Genomic DNA, 17101 nt, shown 5'->3' with positions numbered 1-17101 from the left:
ACAGGCATAAATCAGCTCATGGTGACCCTATTGAAATCCGCTTGGGAGGGCGTGTTCGACCCTCTGTTGCGCCGGCCCAGCCGGGTGCAATCGGCAGCCCTGTGCTGGCGCAAGGGAAAAAAGGGCAAGGAAATTCTCCTGATCACCTCGCGCGACACCGGGCGCTGGATCATCCCCAAAGGCTGGCCGATCGCCGGGCTCGACGGGGCCGGCACCGCGGCACAGGAAGCCTGGGAAGAGGCCGGGGTCAAACCGGCACGGATCAAGCGCAAGCCGCTGGGCCTCTATCACTATATCAAGAAACTCGACAACGGCGTTCTGGCTCCGGTCGAGGCTTCGGTCTATCCGATCGAAGTGGAGCGGCTCGAAAAGACCTTCCCGGAGAAAGACGAGCGCACCCGCCGCTGGCTGAGCCCGGCACAGGCGGCGGCGCTGGTCGAAGAACCGGAATTGCGCGAGATGCTGCTCGATTTCTGAGCCCTCTCTCCCCCCTCTCGCCGGACAATTTCCCCAAGACAGACCGCGTCTCGTGCACGCCACGGGCCGAGTTTGTGCGGAAAAGCTTGAAATTCGTGACGTAGCGGGCTAGCCCGCCAGCCGACGTAACGGATTCATGACACGCCGGGGCACCGGGGGGAGACAATCGAGATGAGCGAGCGCGACGGCGAAAACCGCGGCGAGGCCTGGACCACGCTGGACAAGGACCTGAACCGCATCAGCCAGGTGGAACAAGCCACGTTTCACGTCGCCCGTCCGATGGTCGGGCTCGGGGTGGCACTGGCCTTCATCATCGTCGCCGGCCTGTTTGCCGCGCTGATCTTTGGCGGTCAGCCCGGCTCCGCCGTGGTGATCGCGGCGGCGGCCTTGGGCGCCTATATGGCGATCAACATCGGCGCCAATGACGTTGCCAACAACATGGGCCCGGCGGTGGGCGCCAATGCGCTCACCATGGGTGGCGCCATCGTCATCGCCGCCCTGTTCGAGAGCGCCGGCGCGCTTCTGGCCGGGGGCGATGTGGTTTCGACCATCTCGAAAGGCATCATCGACCCGACGGCCGTGGCCGACACCCAGGTGTTCATCTGGGCGATGATGGCCGCGCTCTTGTCGTCTGCGCTCTGGGTCAACCTCGCCACCTGGATCGGCGCGCCGGTCTCGACCACCCATTCGGTGGTCGGGGGCGTCATGGGGGCCGGGATCTCTGCCGCCGGGTTTGCCACGGTGAACTGGGGCTCGATGGGGCTGATTGCCGCCAGCTGGGTGATCTCGCCGCTGCTGGGCGGGCTGATCGCCGCCGGGTTCCTGTGGTTCATCAAGGCCCGGATCATGTATCAGCCCGACAAGATCGCCGCGGCACGGCGCTGGGTGCCGGTGCTGATCGGCATCATGATGGGGGTGTTCGCCACCTATCTGGCGATCAAGGGCGTCAAGAAGATCATCCATATCGAACTGCCGGCAGCCCTGATGATCGGCGCGGCCTTTGGCGCGCTCTCCTATGCCGCCTCGGCGCCCATTGTCCGTCACAAGGCGCAGGGGCTGGAGAATCGCAACAAATCCCTGAAGGTGCTGTTCGGCCTGCCACTGGTGATCTCGGCGGCACTTTTGTCCTTTGCCCATGGCGCCAATGACGTGGCAAATGCGGTCGGCCCGCTGGCGGCCATCGTCCATGCCAATGCCGTGGGCGAGTTTGCCGGCAAGGTGAACATCCCGCATTGGGTGATGGTGATCGGGGCGTTCGGGATCTCCTTTGGCCTCATCCTGTTTGGCCCGAAACTGATCCGCATGGTCGGCAGCCAGATCACCAAGCTCAACCCGATGCGCGCCTATTGCGTGGCGCTCTCGGCGGCGATCACCGTGATCGTGGCGAGCTGGCTCGGCCTGCCGGTCTCCTCGACCCATATCGCGGTGGGCGGTGTGTTCGGCGTCGGCTTCTTCCGCGAGTGGTATCATGAGAAACGGCTCGATCAGGCGGCGCGCTCGAAGAAGTCGCAACGGATCGCCGCCGAGGAGCGCCGCCGCCGCAAACTCGTGCGCCGCAGCCATTTCATGACCATCGTCGCCGCCTGGATCATCACCGTGCCCGCCGCAGCACTGCTCTCGGCGGCGGTGTTCTGGGGGCTGTCGCATCTGGCGGGGTGAGGCCCTTGAGGACATTCCGCTCCCGGCGCGGAACAAAGCAAAGCCGCCGGGAAGTGCGAGGGTCCGCTCGTCCACAATCCAGACATGAAAAAAGGCCGCCTCGCAGATGCTGGGCGGCCTTACCTTAAGTCACTCTCGAAGTCTCACTTGCCTTCGACGCACCAGCGCATGATCGCCTTTTGCGCGTGCAGACGGTTTTCCGCCTCGTCGAAGATCACCGATTGCGGCCCGTCCATCACGTTGTTCGTCACCTCGTCGCCCCGATGCGCCGGCAGGCAATGCATGAACAGGGCGTCGGGTTTCGCGAGGCTCATCAGCTTGCGGTCGACCCGGTAGGGGCGGAGCTGGTTGTGGCGGCGTTCGCGGGCCGATTGCGGGTCATGCATCGACACCCAGGTGTCCGTGACCACGAGATCGGCGCCTTCGACGGCAGCCTCGGCGTCGCGCATGATCTCGACCTTCACGCCTTTGGCCCGCGCGCCCTCGACGAATTCCATCTCCGGATCGAGCGGTTGCGGCCCGGCAAAGGTCAGGTCAAAGCCGAACTGTCCGGCGGCATGGGCGAAAGAGGCGAAGACATTGTTGCCGTCGCCGCACCAGACGACCTTCTTGCCTTTGATCGAACCGCGATGCTCCTCAAAGGTCAGGATATCGGCCATGATCTGGCAGGGGTGGGTGCGATTGGTCAGCCCGTTGATCACCGGCACGGTGGCATATTCCGCCATCTCGAGAAGCGTCTGCTCCTCGAAAGTGCGGATCATGATCATATCGACATAGCGCGACAGCACCCGGGCGGTGTCGGCAATGGTCTCGCCATGGCCCAGCTGCATATCGGCGCCCGAAAGCACCATGGTCTGACCGCCCATCTGGCGCACGCCGACGTCAAAGGAGACGCGGGTCCGGGTCGAGGGTTTCTCGAAGATCAGCGCCACCATCTTGTCCTTCAGGGGCAGCTCGGCATCGAGCGCCGCCTTCGGCTTGTCATGGCGCGCATTCTTGGTGAGCTTCGCGGTTTCGATGATCCGATGCAGCTCTTTTGCGTCGGTCTTATGGATGTCCAGAAAATGATTCATAGCGTCGTCTCGGTCGTCTTTTCTGCCTCGAAGAGGCTTTGCGTCAGAGGGCGGATGCGGCGGCATCGATGCGCGCCACGGCCTCGGTGATCTCGTCGTCGGAAATATTCAGCGCCGGCAGCAGGCGCACCACATTGTCGGCCGCCGGCACGGTCAGAACGCCCTGCTCATAGCCCTTGGCCACCAGATCGGCGGGCGCCACCTTGCATTTGAGGCCCAGCATGAGGCCTTCGCCACGCACGGCTTCGAACACGTCGGGGTGATCGGCCACCAGCCCCTCGAGCTTCTGGCGGAACAGCCCGGCCTTGCGGTTCACCTCGGCCAGAAACGCCGGATCGGAAACGATCTCCATCACCTTCAGCCCGATGGCACAGCCCAGAGGGTTGCCACCGTAGGTGGACCCGTGCGTGCCGGCGACCATGCCGCTGGCCGCCTCTTCGGTCGCGAGAACCGCACCGAGCGGGAAGCCGCCACCGATGCCCTTGGCCACCATCATGATATCCGGGATCACCCCGGCATATTCATGGGCGAAAAGCTTGCCGGTGCGGGCGACTCCGCATTGCACCTCGTCGAAGATCAACAGACAGCCCTTCTCGTCGGCAATCTGGCGCAGGAGTTTCAGCGCCTCATCGGGGACGACGCGGATACCGCCCTCGCCCTGCACAGGTTCGATCAGGATCGCGGCGGTCTTCTCAGACACATGTTCGGCCACGGCATCCCAGTCGCCGAAGGGCAGATGGACGAAACCGGGCATCAAGGGCCCGAAGCCCTTGACCATTTTCTCGGAACCCGAGGCGGCGATCGCCCCGGTGGAGCGGCCGTGGAAACAGCCCTCGAAGGTGATCACCTCGATCTTCTCCGGCTGGCCCTTTTCATACCAGTATTTGCGCGCCATCTTGATCGCCAGCTCGGCGGCTTCGGTCCCCGAATTGGTGAAGAAACAGGTGTCGGCGAATGTGGTCTCCACGAGCTTGTCGGCCAAGGCCTGTTGCGCCGGGATCTTGTAAAGATTCGAGACATGCCAGAGCGTGTCGGCCTGGGCTTTCAGCACCTCGGCCAGCTCCGGGTTGGCATGGCCCAACGTGTTCACCGCGATGCCTGCGCCGAGATCGAGGAAACGTCGCCCGTCCGCCTCGATCAGCCAGGAGCCTTCGCCTTTGACGAAAGCAAGCGGAGCCCGGTTATAGGTCGGCAGAACGGAAGAGATCATGGTCATATCCTTGGAAAAGGGAGCAGCCCTTGTCAGAAGCCACATGGGTGGCGAAGCCAGAGGGGCCTGTCAACGGTTTGGATGGGGTTTCTCTAGGAAATACGCCGCTTTGGCGCAAATTGTGCCGGTTTGGGCACGGATGAACGGACGTCGGGACGCTTCAGCGTCGACGTCGGATGATCAAAGCATATGCACGGGTCATGTTCATGAGGCGCAGATACTCAATTGCGCCTGCCCTGTCAAAGAGATTCAACACGAGACAGCGCGGCCAGCCCCTGCCCCACGCCTTTGATCTCCACCACGCGGTGCGGATAGGGGATTTCGATGTCATGTGCTTTCAACGCGTTCCAGATCGCAAAAAGCACCTGTGGGGTGAATTTGTTGCGACCGTCGTCGATGCCATTGACCCAGAACTCGACGCAGAAATCGACCCCGCTGTCACCGAACCCGCGCAGTTCGCAATCCGGCCCGTCCGGTTCCGTGAGCACGAAATCGAGCTCTGCAACCGCCGCTTCGATGATCCCCGGCACCAGATTGATATCCGTCTCATAAGAGACCGAGAATGGCGCTTCGTACCGATTGGCGGAGCCACTGTCGGAATAGTTCACCACCCGGGTGGTGATGAAATGTTCGTTCGGCACCACGATCCATTTGCCATCGTAGGTCTCGAGGATCGCGGCGCGCGCCGTCATCTTGACGATGGTCCCCGCCTCGCCACCGTCAAGCTCGACATAGTCGCCCACCGTGGCCTGCCCCTCGAGCAGGAGGATGACGCCGGAAATGAAATTCGACGCGATCTGTTGCAGGCCGAAGCCGATGCCGACACCGATCGCACCGCCGAGCACGGCAAGCGTCGAGAGGTTGATCCCCATGATGTTCATCAGCAACAGGAACCCCGCGCCGAAGATCAGGACCTCTGCAGCCTTGGTCGCCAGCTCGCGCGTGGCCGGGCGCAGCTCTTCCTGGCGACTGATGTAGCTGCGGCTCTGGCCGGTCGACCATCGCCCGAGCCAGAACAGAAGCGCCCCGGCGATCACGCCGCGGATCACCGACATCAGCGAAAAGCGGATATTACCCGCGCCCACCACCGTCTCGGACAGTTTCGCCGCAACCGGGTCCAGCAGACCGAAAATATACAGCAGCATCACCGGCATCAGGACATATTTGCCCATCACCCGCAGGAACGGATCTTTCAGGAAATCTCGGGTGAAGGCCCGGACCGCGAACAACAGGAAAATCCGTTTGCCAAAGGCGATCACCGCACCGGAGCCGAACAGGGAGCGGGTGACGCTCTCCCCTGCTGCGGTGAACAGATAGGCCAGCAGCGGCAAAGCCAGCGGCAGCAGGCTCACCAAAAACCGACGTGCCTCGGCGAACAGGCCGGTGGCCTCTGCGACGGGCGATACGACACGCGTAAACATCGGAGAGCTGCGACGCGCCACCAGACGGGCCGCGAGAAAGGCGATGACCAGGAGCGCGAATTGCGACCACGCGGCGGGGCTCAGCAGCCAGCTTTCGGCCAGGTCGATCCCTTGCTGGGCATAGGTTAAAACGCTTTGAGCCAAAGGGGGCAGGCTGTCCAGATTGTCAGGCAGAATGTTCATATGCACGGTGTCCGCGTTGGAATCATTCTGCCCTATCACGCCCCCGCCCTGGCGAAAAGCGGTCACCTTTGGGAAGGCCCGATCGGATTCGCAGTCGGGTCCTCCCCCAAAACCACCCCGACCCGCGGACGGTTCCCCGCCGCTCCGCCCAGTCTCCCTAGCCTCTCTGGCCGCCCTCGCCTCCCTAACCTCCGGGGCGGAGGAATTTCGACGCGCCGACCGCCCGCCTCGCCGTCCCTTCCCCGACGGTGATGCGTTTGACCACAGCGGGTTTCGCCGCCACCTCCGGGGCACCGGTTGCGATCTGGCGTTTCAGGGCGGCAATCCGGTCAAGGAGAGACATGCCGTAGCCGGTCTTGCGCCCGTCGCGCACCCCGATCGAGGAGACCACCGAGACGATCGCGGGACGCACCCCGTCATAGGCAAAGACCGGCGCGCCGGAAGAGCCATAGGTGATGTCGCAATCGAAAGAATAGATGTCGTCGGAATAGTCGAGCACATGGCATTCGCGCTGGATCGACGGGGCGGCATTCCGGCCACGTCCGTAAGAGGCGACCATCAACTCACCGCTCGGCTTCGAGCTGCGGTGCACCCGAAACGGGCGCGCCAGAGCCTCCGGGATCGGTGAGGCCAGTTTGATCAGCGCGACATCGTGGCGAATATTCTCGCCGCTCACCCCGTCGCGCTTGTCATAGCCCGGGGTCACGGCGACGGCATAGGCCCGAGACGCCGCGACATAGTCGCCATTTCTGAGCCCGGCCCGAAACAGGATGCGATCCGCGTCGAGCGGAATATTGCCGTCATCGACCACGCAATGCGCCGCGGTCAGCACCAGATCGTCGCGGATCAGCGCGCCGGTACAGGTGCCCTCGCCCGCCATGTCGAGCCGCCCGACCGCTTCCCAGCCCATGAGCTCGGCCCGGCGATCGGCACTGTCCAGTTCGGAAGGCAGGCTGTCTGCGGCCAGCCCCGGCAGCGGCAGCGCCAGCAGCATGAGCCCCTGAACGAGGCCGCGGGACAAGGCTTTGCGAAGCGGGGTCGGGAGGGAAGTCGGACGAAACGAAACCATGGCAACTCTGATAAATCAAATCGGGTTGCCATGGTTTATGCCCGCCAAATCGGGCGAGAATTGGGCCGCTTTCGTCTGCTCGCGGCCCAGGCACTCAGGATTTGAGATTGGTGCCGCGTTTGAAGAATTGCCAGTCGATGAACACCACCACCGCAGTGACGCCCCCCATGACGCAAAGCCCCAGGAGCGGCGCACTGTCGGAGCGGCCGATGATGCCATAGCGCACGCCATCGATCAGGTAGAACACCGGGTTCATATGGGTCAGCGTCTTGAACCATTGCGGCAGGGTCTCGACCGAATAGAAGGTCCCCGACAGGAACGACAGCGGCGTGATGATGAAATTGGTGATCGCCGCCATATGGTCGAATTTCTGGCTGACGATGCCCGCGAGAATGCCAAGCCCGCCGATGAACAGCGCCCCCAGCAGCACAAAGGCAATGGCGAACAGCGGATGCGCCAGCGGCAGCGAGACAAAGACCGCCATCACCGTCCAGATCGCGACGGCAACGATCATGCCGCGCACCGCCCCGCCCGACAGGTAGCCGATGACCAGTTCACCGGGCGACAGCGGCGGCATCAGCGTGTCGACGATATTGCCCTGCACCTTCGAGATCATGATCGACGACGAGGTATTGGCAAAAGCGTTCTGGATCACCGTCATGGTGAGGATGCCGGGGGCGAGGAAATGCACGAAGGGCACGCCCATGACATCGCCGCGCGACGGCCCGATGGCCAATGTGAAGATGGTCAGGAACAGCCCGGCGGTGACCAGAGGCGCCAGAAGCGTCTGGGTCCAGACCGCGAGAAAGCGGCGGATTTCGCGCTCGGTCAGCGTGTAGAGCCCGAGCCAGTTGACCCGGCCAAAACGCCGCACACCCATCTGCGTCTCGCCCTGCAGTTTATCATGTGCCATTTCCATTGCCTCTCTCCCTTGATATAGTGGCGCTCGCGCCCCGAAAAACGCAGGAAATTCGGACAGAATTCGCCTGTGTTCGGCTTTGGCCCGCTTGTAACCGCAAGCGTGGTGTTTAAAATAGGGGCAAAGAGAAATTCTCAAGTGCTCCTCGCACTCAGGACCGCAAAAGGCCTGTGCGGGGGTGCTCTTTTTGGTTCGAGGCCATCACCGCATGCGTCCCCGGAGCAACTGACAACCGAAGGAAACACGATGTCCTGGACCGATGAGCGCGTCGAACTGTTGAAGAAAATGTGGGGCGAGGGTCAATCCGCCTCGCAGATCGCCAAGGAGCTTGGCGGGGTGACGCGCAATGCGGTGATCGGCAAGGTGCATCGTCTCGGCCTGTCGAACCGTGCCGGCTCCGGCGCGAGCGCGAAACCCGCCGCCGCGCCGAAAGCCAAGCCCGCCGCCAAGCCCAAGGCCGAAGCGAAACCCAAGGCCCCGGCACAACCGGCCGCGAAAGCCGCCGAGGAACCCGCCGCAGAGGCAGCACCGAAACCGATGAGCCCGGCCCGTCGCGCGATCATTCCGGCTGGCCAGCCGCTGCCGCCGCAGCCCTCGACCAACGAGATCCCGGCCGAAGCTCTGGCCAAGGTCAACGAGGTCGAGAAGAAGGCCAAGAAAATCTCTGTCATGGAGCTGACCGAAAAGACCTGCAAATGGCCGATCGGCGATCCGGCGACCGATGATTTCTGGTTCTGCGGCCTGCCCTCTCAGCCCGGCAAACCCTATTGCGAGGCCCACGTGGGCGTGGCCTTCCAGCCGATGTCCTCGCGCCGCGACCGCCGTCGTTGATTGTCATCGTTGATCACCGGCGCTGAGTACCGCCGCTGATCCGCGTCCCCATCTGATCTGAAACTCCCCATCTGATCTGAAAGGAGAGCCCTCATGCTGCTGTTGAAGGCTCTCTTCTTCCTGCACATGCTGTCACTGATCGTCGGCGCCGGCGCCAATGTGATCATGGGGCTTTTGCTGGCCCGCATGCCCGCGACCACGCCGGAGGCCCGGCCCGCGCTGATGGGGCTCGCCAAGGCGATCGGGCAGTACGGGCTCTGGGGGCTCGGCGCGCTGATCGTCACCGGGCTCGCCATGGCCGGGGTCGGCGGCGCGACCGGGCTGATCTATCTGCATTCCGGATGGTTCGCGCTCAAGCTGGTGCTGATTGCCGCGCTGGTTGTGCTGAACATCCTGCGCTTCAACCGGCTGAAAGACATGGCGCCGAAGCGCTTTGTGATGATCGCCCGCGGGCTGATCCTCGCCATCATTCTCTGTTCCATCGCCAGTTTTCACTGATCCCAGTGCTGATCGCTGCGCAGCTCCCTGAGCTGATCCCTGTGCTGCGGCAATGGCAGCCCCGGCACAGGTCAGTCCCGCGATGAGCTGAACGGTATTTGCACAGCTATCTGCATTATTTCACCTATTTCGTTTTATTTTGCACAGGCCCTGTTTGGGCCTGCGGAATTTGAGGGCAGCGCGCTTGGCGCTAGCCTTGGAGGGTATTCAACACCATGCCAAAGAGAGCTTTGACATCATGAAAAACCTCCTTCTCTCCACCGCGCTGATCCTGGGCGCCACCGCCGCCTCCGCCGAGCCGGTGAAATACGTGCTCGACGCCTCGCACAGCCAGATCGTGTTCAACTACCAGCACCTCGGCTACTCCACCACCACCGGCATGTTCTCCGGCTTCGACGGCGAAATCATGTTCGACGCGGCCGATCCGGCAGGCTCTTCGGTGTCCGTGTCCTTCCCGACCGACAGCCTCTACACCGGCTGGGCCGAGCGCACCGCGCATTTCCTGACCGGCGACTTCTTCGGCGCCGAGGAAAACCCGACCATCTCCTTCACCTCCACCGGCATCGAGGTGACGGGCGAGGACACCGGCACCATCACCGGCGATCTGACCATCAACGGCATCACCAAATCCGTCGCGCTCGACGCCAAGATGACCCAGAACATGGAACATCCGATGGCCGCCAAGCCCTGGGTCGGCTTTGACGCCACCACCACCGTGCTGCGCTCCGACTTCGACATGGGCATGTTTGCCCCCTATGTCTCTGACGAAGTCGCCATCGCGATCTCGATCGAGGCCACCCCGGCCGAGTGAGGCCCTGGCACCGGGGCGCGGCAGCGAACGACCGCGCCTCTACCTCCCTCTGCCCACGCACGCGACAAAGCACACAGCAGACACGAAAAGACCGCCGGAGTTTCCGGCGGTCTTTTTCATTGGCACATTCATTGGCACAGGAGATTGCCCAAAGGCGTGCTCAGCTCTCGCCCACCGGCGGCAGGTTCGCGGTCCAGTCGAGATCGTGCCAGGTGATCCAGCCGGAGGAGACGATCGCCACCAGAATGGCCCAGATCACGGTGGCCACCAGAGTGACCCAGAGCGCCTTGCGTTTCGGATTGTAATTCGCCGGCGCCCCGTCATGGGTGCCCGCGACCTTCTCGCCCACGTCGCCCTGGGTCTTCAACCCGATCGGCAGGGCGATGAACATGGTCATGAACCAAGTGACGGCATAAAGGACGAAAGCGGATGTGATCGCCATCAGATCTGTTCCAGTTCGATCAGGCAGCCGTTGAAATCCTTCGGATGCAGGAACAGAACCGGTTTGCCATGGGCACCGATTTTCGGCTCGCCGGTGCCGAGCACGCGTGCGCCCTCGGATTTGAGCTTGTCACGGGCGGCGAGGATGTCCTCGACCTCGAAACACATGTGATGGATGCCGCCCGAGGGGTTCTTGTCGAGAAAGCCCTGGATCGGCGAGTCCTCGCCCAGCGGATAGAGCAGTTCGATCTTGGTGTTGGGCAATTCGATGAACACCACGGTCACACCGTGATCGGGCTCGTCCTGCGGCGGGTTCACCTTGGCGCCCAGCGTATTGGCATATTGCGCGGACGCGGCCTCGAGATCCGGCACGGCGATGGCGACATGGTTGAGACGACCGATCATTGCATTCTCCTCCTTGGGTATCTGCCCGCTTATCGCCCGCACCACGACGTCTCGCAAGAGGCGTGAGACATGATAGCGCCAACTTGGCCCGACGTCTCGCAGGGTTAACGGAGGATTCACCGGTTTTGGGCTTAACTCCGAGTCGTATTTGCTGGAGCTGTGAAATGACCGATGATCTTGACATGCTGATGGTGACCCAGTCGCCGACCCCCGATCGCCCGCTTCTGGGCCTCACCGTTCTCGTGGTCGAGGACAGCCGCTTTGCCTCGGAAGCGATGCGACTTTTGTGCCTGCGCTCCGGCGCCCGCATTCGCCGCGCCGACAGCCTCGCCTCGGCGCGCAAACATCTCCGGGTCTATCGCCCGAGCGTGGTGATCGTCGATCTCGGCCTGCCCGACGGCTCCGGCGCCGATCTGATCGCGGAGCTCACCGCGACGCGACCGCGGGTCGATGTCGTGCTCGGCATGTCCGGCGACAGTGGCGCCGATGCGCTCTCGAGCGCCGCCGGAGCCGACGGGTTCATCGAGAAACCGATCTCGTCGCTCGGCGCATTCCAGGAATTGATCCTGTCCTGCCTGCCGGAAACCACCCGGCCCGAGGGCGTGCACGGGGTCAGCAATGACGAGATCCATCCGGATGCGATCGCGCTGCAGGACGACTTCGTGCATATCGCCGATCTGCTGACCACCGAGAAGAGCGACGAGCGTCTGGATTACATCGCGCAATTCCTCTCCGGCGTGGCCCGCACCTCGGGCGACGTGGAAATGGAAATCGCGGCGCATTCGCTGGCGGTCAATCGCCAGTACAACCAACCCTACGGTTCGGACGTGGCGCGCATCGCCGGTCTTGTGCAGGCCCGGATCGAACCGCGCAAAGTGGTCTGAGACCCGGCACCGAATTGGCACATGTCGTGACCCGGCAGCTCCCCGGGCGGCATGTGCCAAGACGAAAACGGCGCGGAACATCTGTTCCGCGCCGTTTCTGTTTCAGAGCTTTGCCTGAGAGATGTCTCAGTTCTCCTGCGGAATAACCCGCAGATGCAGCTCGCGCAGCTGTTCGTTCAAGGGGTCCGACGGCGCGTTCATCATCAGATCTTCGGCGCGCTGGTTCATCGGGAAGAGCATGACTTCGCGGATGTTGTCCTGATCGGCGAGGATCATCACCGCGCGGTCGATGCCCAGGGCACAGCCACCGTGCGGCGGGGCGCCGTATTGGAACGCGTTGACCAGAGCGCCAAAGCGTTTTTCGACCTCTTCCTTGCCGTAACCCGCCAGTTCAAAGGCCCGGAACATGATTTCCGGCTTGTGGTTGCGGATCGCGCCCGACACCAGCTCATAGCCGTTGCACGCGAGGTCATACTGGAAGCCCAGCACCTTGAGCGGATCGCCGTCCAAGGCCTCCATCCCGCCCTGCGGCATGGAGAAGGGGTTGTGTTCGAAATCGATGTCGCCGGTTTCCTCGTCGGCCTCATAGATCGGGAAATCCACGATCCAGGCAAACTGGAAGCTGTCGCGCCAGTTCTCGTCCTCGGGCGCTTTCGGCGTTTCTTCCCAGATTACGGTGCGGGCCTTGCCGGCCACGCGCTCGAAGCTCTTCGGCTTGCCGCCCAAGAAGAAGGCGGCATCGCCCACTTCGAGACCCAACTGCTGGCGGATCGCCTCGGTGCGCTCCGGGCCGATATTCTTCGCCAGCGGACCGGCGGCTTCCATGCCCTCGCCCTGATCGCGCCAGAAGATGTAGCCCATCCCCGGCAGGCCTTCCTGCTGGGCGAATTTGTTCATCCTGTCGCAGAATTTGCGCGAACCGCCCTTGGGCGCCGGAATGGCGCGAACCTCGTTGCCCTCTTGTTCCAGAAGTTTGGCGAAGATCGCGAAGCCGGAACCGCGGAAATGTTCGGACACATCCTGCATCTTGATCGGGTTGCGCAAGTCCGGCTTGTCGGTGCCGTACCACAGCGCGGAATCGCGATAGGAGATCTGCGGCCAGTCGCGGTTCGACAGACGGCCCTTGCCGAATTTGTCGAACATGTCGGCGATCACCGGCTCCATCACGTCGAAGATGTCCTGTTGCGTGACAAAGGACATTTCCATGTCGAGCTGGTAGAAATCCGTCGGCGAGCGGTCGGCACGCGGGTCCTCGTCGCGGAAACACGGCGCGATCTGGAAATACTTGTCAAAGCCCGAGACCATCAGCAGCTGTTTGAACTGCTGCGGCGCCTGCGGCAGGGCGTAGAATTTGCCCGGGTGCAGACGCGACGGCACCAGGAAGTCACGCGCGCCTTCCGGCGAAGAGGCGGTGATGATCGGGGTCTGGAATTCGTTGAAGTTCTTGGCCCACATGCGCTGACGCAGATCGGCGACAACGTTGGAGCGCAGGATCATGTTCTGCTGCATTTGTTCGCGGCGCAGATCGAGATAGCGATATTTGAGACGGGTCTCTTCCGGATATTCCTGATCGCCGAACACCATCAGCGGCAGCTCGTTCGAGGCACCCAGCACCTCGAGATCGCGCACGAAGACCTCGATCTCGCCGGTCGGCAGTTTCGGGTTCACCAGCTCCGGGTCACGGGCCTTTACGGTGCCGTCGATGCGGATACACCATTCGGAACGGACCTTTTCCATCTCGGCGAACACCGGGCTGTCCGGATCGCAGAGCACCTGAGTCATCCCGTAATGGTCGCGCAGATCGACAAACAGGATGCCGCCATGGTCGCGGATGCGATGCACCCAGCCCGACAGGCGGACGGTGTCGCCCACATTGGAATTGTTCAGATCGGCGCAGGTATGGCTGCGATAGAGATGCATTGGCTTTCCCTTCGGAAGTCTCGGCGGACATGTCATAAGACGCTCGCGCCGATACACTCGTCTGAGACGGGAAAGTCAAGAGGCAGAAGCCGGGAACCCGCCGTTCCGCCTCTTCAATTTGACCGGGATTGCCGGCATATTTCCCCTGTATTTACTCGGCCGCGAGCGCAGCGGGCGCAAAGGCGGCCGGCGCCCTGCGCCGTTTTCTCTGCAACAACCAGGCGCTGCCCGAGATGATCAGCAACGAGGTGTAGCCATCCACCGCGTAATGCCAGCCGAGATAGACCGACAGGACCAGATAGGCGCCGATCACCGCAAAGGCGGCGACTGCGCTGCCGAGAAGGACCGCCCGGCGCCGCAGCGGCGTCACGATCACCGCCCCCGCATCCTGACCGAGGCGCAAGAGGTACAGCCCGATGACGCTCGCTATGCCGACATGGACGGAAGGGAAGGCGGAAATCCCCGATCCGATCTCGCTCACCGTACCGGAATAACTGCCCCAGAGATAATCGCGTATTCTGACAAGGGCCTGCGCGTCGGGACGGGCCAGAAGCTCTACCACACCGGCATGGGCGGTCGGGTCCACGCCCGGCATCAAACCGGCAAAGATCGGTCCGGCGGACATGAAGACCAGCGCCACCACATTGCCCAAAAGGACCCAAGCCAGGGCCCAGAGCCCGACGAAGTGACGGACCCGGGTCTCATTCTTGTCAAAGGCAATCAGCAGCACCGGCAGGAAGGTCGCCAGAAACACCCAGCCGTTCAGGTAAAAGGCCGCGAGCCGATTGGTGTTGAAGGCCGACAGGCCAGAGAGGAGATCCCATGGGTTCCGCCCGAAATGCAGCGTCCGGTCCAGCTCCGCAAGCAGCGCATCCGCCCAGAAGGGCACCACTTCGGGAAGTTGATTTTTGACCAGGCCGAACATCAGCGTGAACAGCGTGCAATAGATGATCGCCACAATGATGCTGCGCAGTTTTGCGACGCTGATCTTGCGCCCTTTTCCGAAGACGAGGATCACCGCCGCGACCGCCAGATAGACCCAGCCGGGGACATAGGCCGTGGCCTTAATCACGAACTGCGGCAGAGCGAAAACGAAACCGCGAAACAGGTAGATCGGGTTCACCCCAAGGGCGAAGAGAAAGACCGACCCAAGCAGACAATAGAGAAGCGTCAGCATGGCGAGCAGATCCGTGCCCGACAAATTTTTCATGAACTTTGCACCATTCACCATGTGTGATCCTAACAACTCCAAATGTCTCAACACCGTGCCGCGCTCGACGCATATCGCGATCCGATCAAGAGCATCAGCAACAGTCCTCAGAAAAACCCAATATGCTTTCCAATTTCGAAACCATAAATCGTCGGGGAATGAGGCGATTTTAGGGAGAGGATTGGGACAAAATGTCGACATGCGCCGGCGCAAGCGCCCGAGAGAGCCTGAATACCTTCCGGGCTTTGCCCTGCGGATCGCTCAGGAGTTTTTCCGGACCGGCCTGTGGGAGCGACAACGTCCGGAAAACCTGCCTTTGCAATATCCTGCGCGCCGGGTATGATCGAGGGGGTTAAGGACCAAGCCTTTAGACCATCGCCAATCGGAGCGGCGCGCCGAACCCGGCGCGATCTTTGACCGAAAGCCTTTCGCCTATGTGCACCTGTATTGTTTCCACTGTGTTTTCCAGTGCGCCCCGTTCACTCTCGGCCTCCGGCCTGTCGATTGCGACCGGGGAGGCGGTTTTGCATCGCCAGCGCAACCTTCGCCCGGATCCTCAGCCCAGCCTGCTGCAACCGAGCAAACGCCCCACGTCTCAGAGCCCCACGTCCCGGCCCCCCACCCCCCTGTGTGGCCAATGAGCGCGCGCCCTCCGACCGGTGTCGCAACAGACACCAAAGCGCCCATCGCCAACCTTACTGGCTCTTCTGAACACGCCGGACACTCCGGGCGTGCCGGCCGCTTCGCGTTGCCCCAGATACGGCTCAAGACCCCGCCGGATGGCAGGCGCAATCCCTGCCGGAGAAAACTTGCACTGATCGCCTGCCTGCTGTTCAGCGCCTTTCTCATCTCAATGCAATGGAATGCCTGGTCACCGGATTTCAGCGCCTATTATTTTGCCGGGCATTTTTACGGGCTGGAGCAGTTCGACCAGATCTATGCCGGCCCGCCCACGGTCATCGGCCCGGACATGCCCGCCGCATGGGCCGCCGCCGTCGATGCCACCGCCTCGGCAGGGGCACAGACCTATCCGTTCATCTATCCGCCCTGGGTTGCGGCAAGCGCCGCCCCGATCGCCGCGCACCTGTCGCCACAGGCGGCGATGAATGCGATGCTGCTTCTGAACACCGGCCTGATCCTGGCCAGCGCGGTTCTGGCCTGGCGGATCGCCGGGCGGCGCCGAATCTGCCTGTCGTTCTGGATGATCGCGAGCTGCGCCTTGCTCGCGCTCAATGCCATCCCGATCTTTGCCGTTTATCTGGGGCAGCTTCAGATCTTCATCTTCTTTCTCTGCCTGCTGGCCTTCGACCGCTACAAGAGCGGCAAAGATGTCAGCGCGGCTCTGCTTCTGGCGCTGGCCGCCTGTCTCAAGATCACCCCTGCCGCCTTTGCCATCCTCTTTCTGTGGAATCGCAACTGGCGGGCGCTGTTGGCCTTTATGCTTGCAAGCCTCGGCGGGCTGGCGCTCTCGATCCATCTTCTGGGCTGGCCGCTGCACGCCACGTTCTTCGAACGCCTGCGCACATTGAACGGGCTGTTGGTCATGTCAGATGCCGGGGTGCCGCTGGAGGCGTTTCTCTATCAGATTGCAGATCTGGTCCGGGGCACCGCACCGATCTATGACGATATCGATGAGCTCGTTTCGTGGCGCCCGCTCTGGATCGACCTGGTCACCAAGACGAGTTTCATCCTCGGGCTGGCGCTGATCTGGTGGCGGATGCGCCACCTGCCCCGCCATCGCCGAATCGGCGCGCAGATACTGCCGCTGTCGATTCTGGTGCCGCTGGCGACACCGCTGGCCTGGGTGCATTATTTCCTGCTGCCTTGCTATCTCATGGTCGCGACACTGATCCGCGGGCCGCGCCCGGCCCGCTATCTTGCCCTCCTGTTCTTCGCAGGCTTCACGGTGCCGATCTTCCGGCTGGTCGGTCCCGACACACCAATCGAAGAGGCCCGCGTCATGCCGCATGTGATCTTCTATGTGCCATTGCTCTCTTTGAGCCTGTTCGCGACGCTGCGATGGCCGCTCGGACAAGTTTCTCAGAAAGAGACCCGCGCCCCCTTGCGCTGGCCGCTTCGATCTCTATAAC

General features: G+C 62.5%; 17 protein-coding genes. 8 read left to right on the top strand and 9 right to left on the bottom strand.

The features are described from left to right. Positions 1–18 precede the first annotated feature (18 nt). Together BM151_RS17785 and BM151_RS17780 are read left to right on the top strand one after the other, a co-directional pair. Positions 19–477, top strand: a complete 459-nt coding sequence (locus BM151_RS17785) for an NUDIX hydrolase (protein WP_090062104.1) — start codon at positions 19–21, stop codon at positions 475–477. Positions 478–648: 171 nt separating this feature from the next. After that, positions 649–2136 (top strand): inorganic phosphate transporter, encoded by a 1488-nt coding sequence (locus tag BM151_RS17780; RefSeq protein WP_090062103.1) that lies wholly within the window; start codon positions 649–651, stop codon positions 2134–2136. A 143-nt stretch (positions 2137–2279) separates the two neighbouring features. Here BM151_RS17780 and argF read toward each other — a convergent pair whose 3' ends face one another. The 5 genes from argF to BM151_RS17755 all read right to left on the bottom strand — a co-directional run bounded on the left by argF (position 2280) and on the right by BM151_RS17755 (position 8011). Beyond that, on the bottom strand, positions 2280–3209 hold the full coding sequence (gene argF, locus BM151_RS17775; protein WP_090062102.1) for an ornithine carbamoyltransferase: 930 nt from the start codon (positions 3207–3209) through the stop codon (positions 2280–2282). A 43-nt stretch (positions 3210–3252) separates the two neighbouring features. After that, the gene (locus BM151_RS17770) at positions 3253–4419 is read right to left on the bottom strand and encodes an aspartate aminotransferase family protein (RefSeq protein WP_090062401.1); all 1167 of its coding nucleotides are present in this window, start codon (positions 4417–4419) and stop codon (positions 3253–3255) included. A gap of 239 nt (positions 4420–4658) precedes the next feature. After that, positions 4659–6023: a mechanosensitive ion channel family protein gene (locus BM151_RS17765; RefSeq protein WP_090062101.1), complete on the bottom strand. Its 1365-nt coding sequence runs from the start codon at positions 6021–6023 to the stop codon at positions 4659–4661. Positions 6024–6207: 184 nt separating this feature from the next. After that, on the bottom strand, positions 6208–7092 hold the full coding sequence (locus BM151_RS17760) for a trypsin-like serine peptidase (protein ID WP_090062100.1): 885 nt from the start codon (positions 7090–7092) through the stop codon (positions 6208–6210). 94 nt (positions 7093–7186) lie between these two features. Next, positions 7187–8011, bottom strand: coding sequence for an ABC transporter permease (locus BM151_RS17755; protein WP_090062099.1), 825 nt, complete (start codon positions 8009–8011; stop codon positions 7187–7189). A gap of 246 nt (positions 8012–8257) precedes the next feature. Here BM151_RS17755 and BM151_RS17750 point away from each other — a divergent pair, with 246 nt between their 5' ends. The 3 genes from BM151_RS17750 (at position 8258) to BM151_RS17740 (ending at position 10151) form a co-directional block, all read left to right on the top strand. Next, positions 8258–8842: a GcrA family cell cycle regulator gene (locus BM151_RS17750; RefSeq protein ID WP_090062098.1), complete on the top strand. Its 585-nt coding sequence runs from the start codon at positions 8258–8260 to the stop codon at positions 8840–8842. A 93-nt stretch (positions 8843–8935) separates the two neighbouring features. Beyond that, the gene (locus tag BM151_RS17745; RefSeq protein WP_090062097.1) at positions 8936–9340 is read left to right on the top strand and encodes a hypothetical protein; all 405 of its coding nucleotides are present in this window, start codon (positions 8936–8938) and stop codon (positions 9338–9340) included. Positions 9341–9578: 238 nt separating this feature from the next. Continuing rightward, positions 9579–10151: a YceI family protein gene (locus tag BM151_RS17740; protein ID WP_090062398.1), complete on the top strand. Its 573-nt coding sequence runs from the start codon at positions 9579–9581 to the stop codon at positions 10149–10151. A gap of 160 nt (positions 10152–10311) precedes the next feature. Here the strand turns inward: BM151_RS17740 and BM151_RS17735 are convergent, their stop codons facing one another. Next, on the bottom strand, positions 10312–10593 hold the full coding sequence (locus tag BM151_RS17735) for a DUF1467 family protein (RefSeq protein WP_090062096.1): 282 nt from the start codon (positions 10591–10593) through the stop codon (positions 10312–10314). Continuing rightward, positions 10593–10997 carry a methylmalonyl-CoA epimerase gene (gene mce / locus BM151_RS17730; RefSeq protein WP_090062095.1) on the bottom strand — a complete coding sequence of 135 codons (405 nt, stop codon included), beginning with the start codon at positions 10995–10997 and terminating at the stop codon, positions 10593–10595. The genes BM151_RS17735 and mce overlap by 1 nt, the downstream gene beginning before the upstream one ends. 164 nt (positions 10998–11161) lie before the next feature. On the opposite strand from mce, the gene BM151_RS17725 reads away from it, so the two are divergent. Further along, a complete protein-coding gene (locus BM151_RS17725) occupies positions 11162–11881 on the top strand; it encodes a response regulator (RefSeq protein ID WP_090062094.1) in 720 nt (239 codons plus the stop codon). A gap of 126 nt (positions 11882–12007) precedes the next feature. Here BM151_RS17725 and aspS read toward each other — a convergent pair whose 3' ends face one another. Then, positions 12008–13801 (bottom strand): aspartate--tRNA ligase, encoded by a 1794-nt coding sequence (aspS, locus tag BM151_RS17720; RefSeq protein ID WP_090062093.1) that lies wholly within the window; start codon positions 13799–13801, stop codon positions 12008–12010. Between the two features lie 151 nt (positions 13802–13952). Next, positions 13953–15011, bottom strand: coding sequence for a phosphatase PAP2 family protein (locus tag BM151_RS17715; RefSeq protein ID WP_177213208.1), 1059 nt, complete (start codon positions 15009–15011; stop codon positions 13953–13955). On the opposite strand from BM151_RS17715, the gene BM151_RS21705 reads away from it, so the two are divergent. Together BM151_RS21705 and BM151_RS17710 are read left to right on the top strand one after the other, a co-directional pair. Next, positions 14992–15354, top strand: a complete 363-nt coding sequence (locus BM151_RS21705; protein ID WP_177213207.1) for a hypothetical protein — start codon at positions 14992–14994, stop codon at positions 15352–15354. The two genes, BM151_RS17715 and BM151_RS21705, sit on opposite strands and share 20 nt — an antisense overlap. A 510-nt stretch (positions 15355–15864) precedes the next feature. After that, on the top strand, positions 15865–17100 hold the full coding sequence (locus BM151_RS17710) for a glycosyltransferase family 87 protein (RefSeq protein ID WP_177213206.1): 1236 nt from the start codon (positions 15865–15867) through the stop codon (positions 17098–17100). Position 17101 lies beyond the last annotated feature (1 nt).

It is taken from the genome of Celeribacter neptunius (genome assembly GCF_900113955.1).
GTDB lineage: Bacteria > Pseudomonadota > Alphaproteobacteria > Rhodobacterales > Rhodobacteraceae > Celeribacter > Celeribacter neptunius.
The sequence above is the reverse complement of the archived record's forward strand: the minus strand, read 5'-3'. Positions and strand labels throughout refer to the sequence as shown.